Below are 6,991 nucleotides of genomic sequence, written 5' to 3' on the forward strand. Positions count from 1 at the left end.
GCCCCGCGCGGCCGGACCAGCAGCACGAGGCCGCCCAGCAGCCCGCCCGCGGCGGCCCCCACGGAGGCGCCCAGCGGCACGGACGGCGAGACCGGCCGGTCCGGCGTCATCGCATGGGAGAACTTGATCAGCTTCACCCCGGTGTCCTTGGAGACATGGCCACTGCTCACGATGACGGCCTCGATGACCGCGTTGGCGATGTCGGCCGCCTTGCGCCGGTCCTCGGACGTGCCCGTCACCGCGATCATCGGCGAGTCGGGAGAGGTCTCCGACCGGACGTGGGACCGCAGCTCGCGCACCGGCTCGCCCGCCGCGCCCTGGGCGTACGAGAGCGTCGCGTCGCTCGTCGTCAGCCGCCCGTACGACTGGGCGTACCCCAGGGCCGCCGAGGGGTCCGTCTCCGCCTCCGCGACCGCCATCGCATAGCTGGTGGCCTCGTACCGGTCCGCGGCCAGCGCACTGTACGAGAGCCCGGACGCGGTGCCGATCAGCACGGAGACGGGCAGCGGCCACCAATGAGGCAGCCGGGCGAGCGCGGTGCGCAGCCGACGGACGACGACATGTCGCTGCTGCTCGGGTGAGTCGGTCATGAAAGGGCTCTCCGGTTCGGTGGGGCGGTGTCGAGGGCGTACGCGTACACGTCCATCAGGCGCTCGCTGCTGCGCCTGATGTCGTAATGGCCGACGGCCCGGGGCGGCGGCCGCCGGTCCGCTCCGGCCTGTATCCGCTGCCGCAGCCGGGCGGTCAGCTCCTCGGGGCTCCCGGCGATCCGGGTGGCCGCGGGGGCATGGGCGGCGGGCAGGTCGTCGATGGCCGGGCAGGCGTCGTGGAGCACGGGCAGTCCGGCGGCGAGCGCCTCCACGGCGGCGAGACCGAAGGACTCCTCGCGGGACGTGGAGACAAAGACGTCCACGGCGCTCAGCAACGCCGGAACACCCGGGACCGGGCCGTCCCCGTGCTCGTCGCACTCCCCGAGGAACCGGATCCGGTCCACGGCCCCCAGGCGCAGGGCCAGCGCGCGCAGCGACCCGGCCTCCGGACCGTCCCCGGCCAGCAGCAGACGGGCCTCCGGCAGGGCGGCGACCGCGCGGATCAGCACGTCGAACCGCTTGCCCGGCACCAGCCTCCCGACCCCGCCGACGACGAACGCCTCGCCGGGGAGGCCCAGTTCCGCCCGTACGGAGGCCCGACGCCCCGCGTCGAAGCGGAACCGGTCCGCGTCGATGCCGTTCGGCACCAGCCGGATCCGGTCGGCAGGCACTCCCCAGTCCCGCAGCCGGCCGGCCACCGTGGAGGAGACGGCGACGGTCGCCGCCCCGAGGCGTTCGGTCGTGAGGTAGAGGGCGCGGATGGACCGGGTGAGCGGGCGGCCCTCGATCTCGGCACGCCCCAGGGAGTGCTCGGTCGCGACGGTGGCCCGGGTCCCGGCCAGCCGGGCCGCGATCCTGCCGTACACACAGGCCCGGTACAGATGCGTGTGGACCACGTCGTAGCGGCCGTCCCGGATCAGCCGGGCCAGCCTTCCGACGGCCGACAGGTCCCGGTTGCCGCGCATCCCGAGGTGGGTCACCCGGATCCCGTCGGACCGCAGCTCCTCGGCCACCGTCCCCGGGTTGGTGAGCGTCACGACATCGCACTCCACCGGCAGATGACGCAGTAGCAGCCGCAACTGCCGCTCGGCGCCACCGACCCCGAGCCCGGTGATGACGTGCAGCGCCCTCACCGCCGGCCGCCCGTCCGCACCGGCCCGGCGGCCCGGGAGCCCGCACCCGGCGCCGCCACCTGCCGCAGCCCGTGCCGCAGGTCCTTCGCCCACAGGCGCACCCCCCGGTCCGCCTGGCTGATGTGGGTGCGGGGCAGCGCGAACCGGCTGGGCAGCGGGCCGGGGGCCAGGGCGCACGCGTAGCCGTAGCCCGCCGAGCGAACCGCCTCGGTGACCCGGCGGTCGAGGATGCCGTACGGGTAGCAGAAGCCCTCCGGGAGCGAACCGGTGAGATCGCCGATCAGCTCCCGGCTGCGGGCGGTCTCCCGGCGCAGCTCGTCGTCCGGAAGAGCCGTCAGATCCTGGTGGTACAGACCGTGCGAGCCGACCTCCATGCCCGCGGCGGCGACCCGCCGGACGTCGTCCTCGGTGAGCAGCGGCTTGCGCGGGCCGAGCGGATCCCACGCGTTGACTCCGCCCGGCCGGCCCGGCAGGACGAAGACCGTCGCCCGGAAGCCGTGCCTGCGCAGCACCGGCAGCGCCTCGTCGAGGAAGTCCGCGTACCCGTCGTCGAAGGTCAGCCCGACCAGCCCGCGCCGCCCCGCGGCCCCCGCGCGCAGCAGCTCGGACACCCCCACGCCCGTCAGCCGCCGGCTGCGCAGCCAGGAAAGCTGCTCGTCGAGGCGCCCGGGGGAGACCGTGATGCCGTACGGATCGTCGCTCGGGTCCGTCACCGAGTGATACGTGAGGATCCACGGCCGGCGGCGGGCGTGCGCGCGGAGCCGGGACGAGGGAGCGTCGGCGCGAAGTGCCGAGGGATCAGCGGCCATCAAGGAACCTCCGTCGGGTGAGTGCCAGCAGGGATACGACCTCGGGCGAGCGCAGGGCGAGCCCGGTCAGGAAGAACACGGACGGGACGAGGAGACCTCCGGCGGCCAGGCTCAGCACCGGATCGGGGACGAGGGGAGCGCACGCCCAGCCGGCCACGCCCGCCACCAGCGACGCCCCGGTGAGCCGGCCCAGCGAGAGCGCCACGGCCCGCGTCCGGATCGGCACCACCCGGGTGCCGAGGCCCATGAGGAGCAGCAGCGCCGCAGTGCTGATCCCGACCGCGTTGGCGGTCGCGATGCCGTCCACCCCGAAGCGGAACGTCAGGGCGTACCCGGCCCCCATCGTGACCACCAGCCCGGTGCCCATGGCGAACGCCGGGAACCAGGTGGGCCGCCCGGACGAGAAGAACGGCCGGCTCAGCGCGCCGACCAGACAGTGGCCGAGCAGCCCCAGCGCGTACACCCGCATGACCTGCGCGGTGGACGCGGTGTCGGAGGCGTCGAACGCGCCGCGCTGGAAGAGCACCTCGATGATCTGGGGCGCGTAGCCGAGGACCACCGCCGTGCCGAGCAGCACCACCGTCCCGGCCAGCGCCAGGTCCCGCTCGACGCGCAGCCGGGCCTTCTCCCGGTCCCCGGCGGCCATGGCCCGCGCGACCACCGGGAAGGTCACCGTACAGATCATCAGCGACAGCACCATCGGCAGCTGCGCGACCTTCTGCGCGTAGTTCAGATGCGAGATCGCGCCCGCCGGGAGCGTGGAGGCCAGGAACCGCTCGACCAGCACCTGGGACTGACGGCTCACCACGAACAGGACCACCGGGGCCAGCACCGCGAAGCCCAGCAGAGGAGCGGTCCGCGCGGCCCGCCGCCCCTGTCGCCCGAACCGAGGCGGTCGGGGCCGGGCGAGCGGCACCAACCGCAGGAACATCGGCAGTTGGGTCAGGATCATCAGCACGCTGCCGACCGCGACCCCCACCGCGGCGGCCCGCACGCCCCACCGCGCGTGCAGGGCCAGCGTCATCCCGATGATGCCGAGGTTGTACGCGACATAGACCCCGGCGGGCGGCAGGAAGCTGCGGTGCGCGCGGAGCGCGGCGCTGAAGTACCCGGTGATCCCGAAGGTGAGGACGGTGACCGAGGTCAGCCGGGTGCAGTCCACCGCGAGCCGCGGATCGGCGAGGCCCGGGGCCAGCACGCCCACGACCCACGGGGCGCCCGCGACCAGCAGCGCCGCGCCGGCGGAGAGCAGGAGGAACAGCCGGGGGAGCGTTGTCGCCACCAGATCCCTTACGGGGTCGGGACCGGGAACTCCTCCGGTCGCCGCCCGTCGGGTCAGCGCGAGGCTGAACGCGGGGACGAGGAGGAGCGCCATCCCGTCCTCGATCAGGAGTGTCGCCGCCATCTCGGGCACGGTCCAGGCGACCAGGAAGGCGTCGCTCGCGCCGCTCGCCCCGAAGTACCGGGCGACGGCCTGGTCCCGCACCAGCCCGAGCACGGCCCCCAGCACGGTCAGCACCGCCGTGGCCGCCGCCGCGCGGGCGAGGAAGGACCCCAGCCGGGGGACCTCGCCCCCGGCCGTCCCGGGCGCGGCGCCGGGGGAGAGGGGACCTTCGGGGCCTCCTCCCGGGGCCGGGAGGAGGTGCGGGGCGGCTGCCGCGTCCGCCGGACGCGTCTCGGCCTCCGTCCCCGTGTCGGTGTCGCTCATGCGGTACTCGCCCGGTCCGGCCCGCCCAGCGCCCACCATGCGGCCAGCCCCAGCACGACACCGCTCAGCACCGTGGTGGGCCCGCCGATGTCCGCGTACAGGAAGTTGACACACTGCCAGGTCATCAGGGCCACCGCCGCCAGCCCGCAGTCCAGGGCCGCGTGCCCGCGCGAGCGGGCGCGCCACAGTCTGCGGACCGCGCCGGCCAGGATCGCCGCCCAGCTGCCGACGAGCGCGGTCAGACCGATGAGGCCCTGCTCGCTGAGGACGAGGAGATACATGTTGTGCGGGGAGAGGAGCGCCTGCCGGCGGAACTCCTGGCCCGCCCCGGCCGTGTCGCTGCCGGAGGAGAGCCCGATGGAGGCGTGTCCGTCACGGTGCGCGGGGAAGCCCTTGAGGCCGACCCCGACGGCCGGCCGCTCCCGCCACATCGCGCCCGCCGCGTTCCACATGGCGTAGCGGTCGCTGACCGACCGGTCCGGGGTGCTGGTCACCCGGGTCACGCTGGCGGCCCGGTCCGCGATCATGTCGGAGCCGATGCCGAACCCGCCGACCAGCACCACCCCGGCCGCGCCCAGCACGGCCAGCGACGCCCAAGCCTGCCGCCACCCGGTCAGCGCCAGGACGACGAGGACCGCCGCGGCCGTGGCGATCCACACGCCCCGGCTGAACGACAGCGTCAGGGGCACGATCAGCGCGACGGCGAGGACGGCGGCGCAGGGCCGCAGCCAGGCCGGGGCGCTCCGCGGCGTACGCAGGGCACAGGCCGCGGCGGCGAGCAGCCCGTAGGCGACGACGGTCGCCATCCCCATGATGTCGCCGGGCCCGAACGTGCCGACCGCCCGGATGTCGTCGCCCATGTACGAGGCGCCGGTCCCGGTGACGTACTGGTGGACGCCGGTGACGCCCTGGACGACCGCCAGGAGGACGAGCGAGCCGCCGACGATCCGGAACCCGTGGGCGTCCCGGAGCAGCAGACACACGGCGATCGGTACGAGGACGAAGACCTGGAGATAGCGGACGAGACCCGGCAGGGCCGCCGCGGGGTCCGCCGCCGTGACCGTGGCCACCGCGAAGCCCACGGCGGGCAGGCCCAGGACCAGCGCGGCGGTGGCGCTCAGCGGACGTTGCCGCAGCCGGAGCAGCCGCCCCCCACACACCAGCACCGCGAGACCGGAGGCCACGTCGGCCGGGCCGCCACCGCCCCCGCCGGAAGCCCCGTGGGGCAGGGCGGGCAGCAGGACGGTCGCGACCAGTGGCAGCAGCGGCCAACGGCTCCGCCAACCGCCCCACGGGGGGCGCGCGACGGCGCGCGGCCCGGCCGTCGTCGACGGTGCGGGCGGGGTCAGGACAGCGGCCATGATCAGCTGCCTCCCAGCCGGAACAGGGAGCCCGCGGTCCGCGCGAGCACGCACGCGTCCTGCCACAGCGACCAGGTCTCGATGTAGCGGTTGTCGAAGCGGGCCCGCTCCTCGATCGAGGTGTCGCCGCGCAACCCGTTCACCTGGGCCAGCCCCGTGATGCCCACGGGCATCCGGTGGCGGGCCTGATAGCCGGGATGGGCACGGCTGAACTGCGCCACGAAGAAAGGGCGTTCGGGGCGCGGACCGACCATGCTCATATCGCCGCGCAGGACGTTCCACAACTGGGGCAGCTCGTCGAGGGAGGTCCGGCGCAGCACCCGGCCGACCCGGCTCATCCGCCCGTCGGAGGCGACGTTCCAGCGGGTGGCCGACTCCTGGACGTCGGCGGGCCGCAGCGTACGGAACTTCAGCAGGACGAAAGAGCGTCCGTGCCGGCCGACGCGTTCCTGGCGGAAGATCACGCCCGGCCCGTCGGAGAGCCGCACGGCCAGGGCGCAGGCCGCCATCACCGGGGCCGCCAGCAGCAGCCCGACCGTGGCCAGGACGGCGTCCATCGCCCGCTTCACCCCGTGGCCGAGGGGACGGTTCGTCCCGTCGCGCAGTGGCTGGACGCTGAAGCCCCACAGGTGGTCGGGGCGGCCTTCCGCCGGGAGCCCCGCGACGGATCCGGGACCGGTCACCAGCCACACCCGGCAGCCGTGCCCGGTGAGCAGCGTGAAGAGAGCGGCGCCGTCCGGAGTGGACTCCGGCGGGGCGGTGAACACCGCGTGCCGCACACTGTTCTGGACGACGGCCCGCCCCACCTCCTGGGGCGAGGCCAGGACCGGCAGCGGCACGGAGTCCGAACCTGCCGCCTGCTTCTCGTCCCTGTGCCCCGGACCGGCGACCAGACCGACCGGCCGCAATCCGTAGCCGGGGTGGTCGTACAGGGCGGTCGTCACCTGACGGGCCAGTGGCCCCTGGCCCACGACCAGGGTGGACAGCGGGCGGCGGACAGCGGACCGCCGCCGCGCCCGGTACACGGCCGCGCGTCCCGCACAGGTCAACGCGGTCTGCGTGGCGGCCCCGTACGCGAGCACCGTCCAGCCGATCGCCTGCTGCGGGGCCCAGGCGGCCAGCACCTCCATGGTCACGTACCACTGGAGAAGGGTGAGGCCGAGGAGGGCGGGGAGTTCGGAGAGGACCGACGGCGACAGACGCGTCCGGTGCAGGCCACGCCGGGCGAAGAGCAGCACCTGCGCCACCGCCTGGACGGCCACCAGCGGCCAGGGCCACGAGACCGGGACGACCAGGGCGAACGTCACGGCCGGGGCCAGGGCGTCCGCGCACAGGAGCGGCGCGAGACGGCCGTGCCGGGCGGTCCGGCGCCTGTCTCTTATACACATCT

At 74.9% G+C, this 6,991-nt stretch carries 6 protein-coding genes; all 6 read right to left on the reverse strand.

The genetic code is table 11. The features are described 5' to 3' along the window. On the reverse strand, window positions 1-590 hold a 590-nt coding region (locus CR470_RS34530; RefSeq protein ID WP_107489530.1), incomplete at its 3' end, for a lipopolysaccharide biosynthesis protein. Next, a complete protein-coding gene (locus CR470_RS34535; protein ID WP_097871372.1) occupies window positions 587-1,723 on the reverse strand; it encodes a glycosyltransferase in 1,137 nt (378 codons plus the stop codon). The genes CR470_RS34535 and CR470_RS34530, both read right to left, overlap by 4 nt. After that, window positions 1,720-2,532 (reverse strand): polysaccharide deacetylase family protein, encoded by an 813-nt coding sequence (locus tag CR470_RS34540; protein ID WP_097871373.1) that lies wholly within the window; start codon window positions 2,530-2,532, stop codon window positions 1,720-1,722. Before CR470_RS34540 ends, CR470_RS34535 begins: the two co-directional genes overlap by 4 nt. Continuing rightward, the gene (gene murJ / locus CR470_RS34545) at window positions 2,522-4,240 is read right to left on the reverse strand and encodes a murein biosynthesis integral membrane protein MurJ (RefSeq protein ID WP_097871375.1); all 1,719 of its coding nucleotides are present in this window, start codon (window positions 4,238-4,240) and stop codon (window positions 2,522-2,524) included. Before murJ ends, CR470_RS34540 begins: the two co-directional genes overlap by 11 nt. Continuing rightward, window positions 4,237-5,601, reverse strand: coding sequence for an O-antigen ligase family protein (locus tag CR470_RS34550; RefSeq protein ID WP_097871374.1), 1,365 nt, complete (start codon window positions 5,599-5,601; stop codon window positions 4,237-4,239). The genes murJ and CR470_RS34550 overlap by 4 nt, the downstream gene beginning before the upstream one ends. Window positions 5,602-5,603: 2 nt before the next feature. Continuing rightward, complete coding sequence (locus CR470_RS34555) at window positions 5,604-6,989, reverse strand: sugar transferase (protein WP_257139018.1); 1,386 nt, start codon at window positions 6,987-6,989, stop codon at window positions 5,604-5,606. Window positions 6,990-6,991 lie beyond the last annotated feature (2 nt).

The sequence above is a fragment of the Streptomyces sp. rh34 genome (genome assembly GCF_002551245.1).
Taxonomy (GTDB): Bacteria; Actinomycetota; Actinomycetes; order Streptomycetales; family Streptomycetaceae; genus Streptomyces.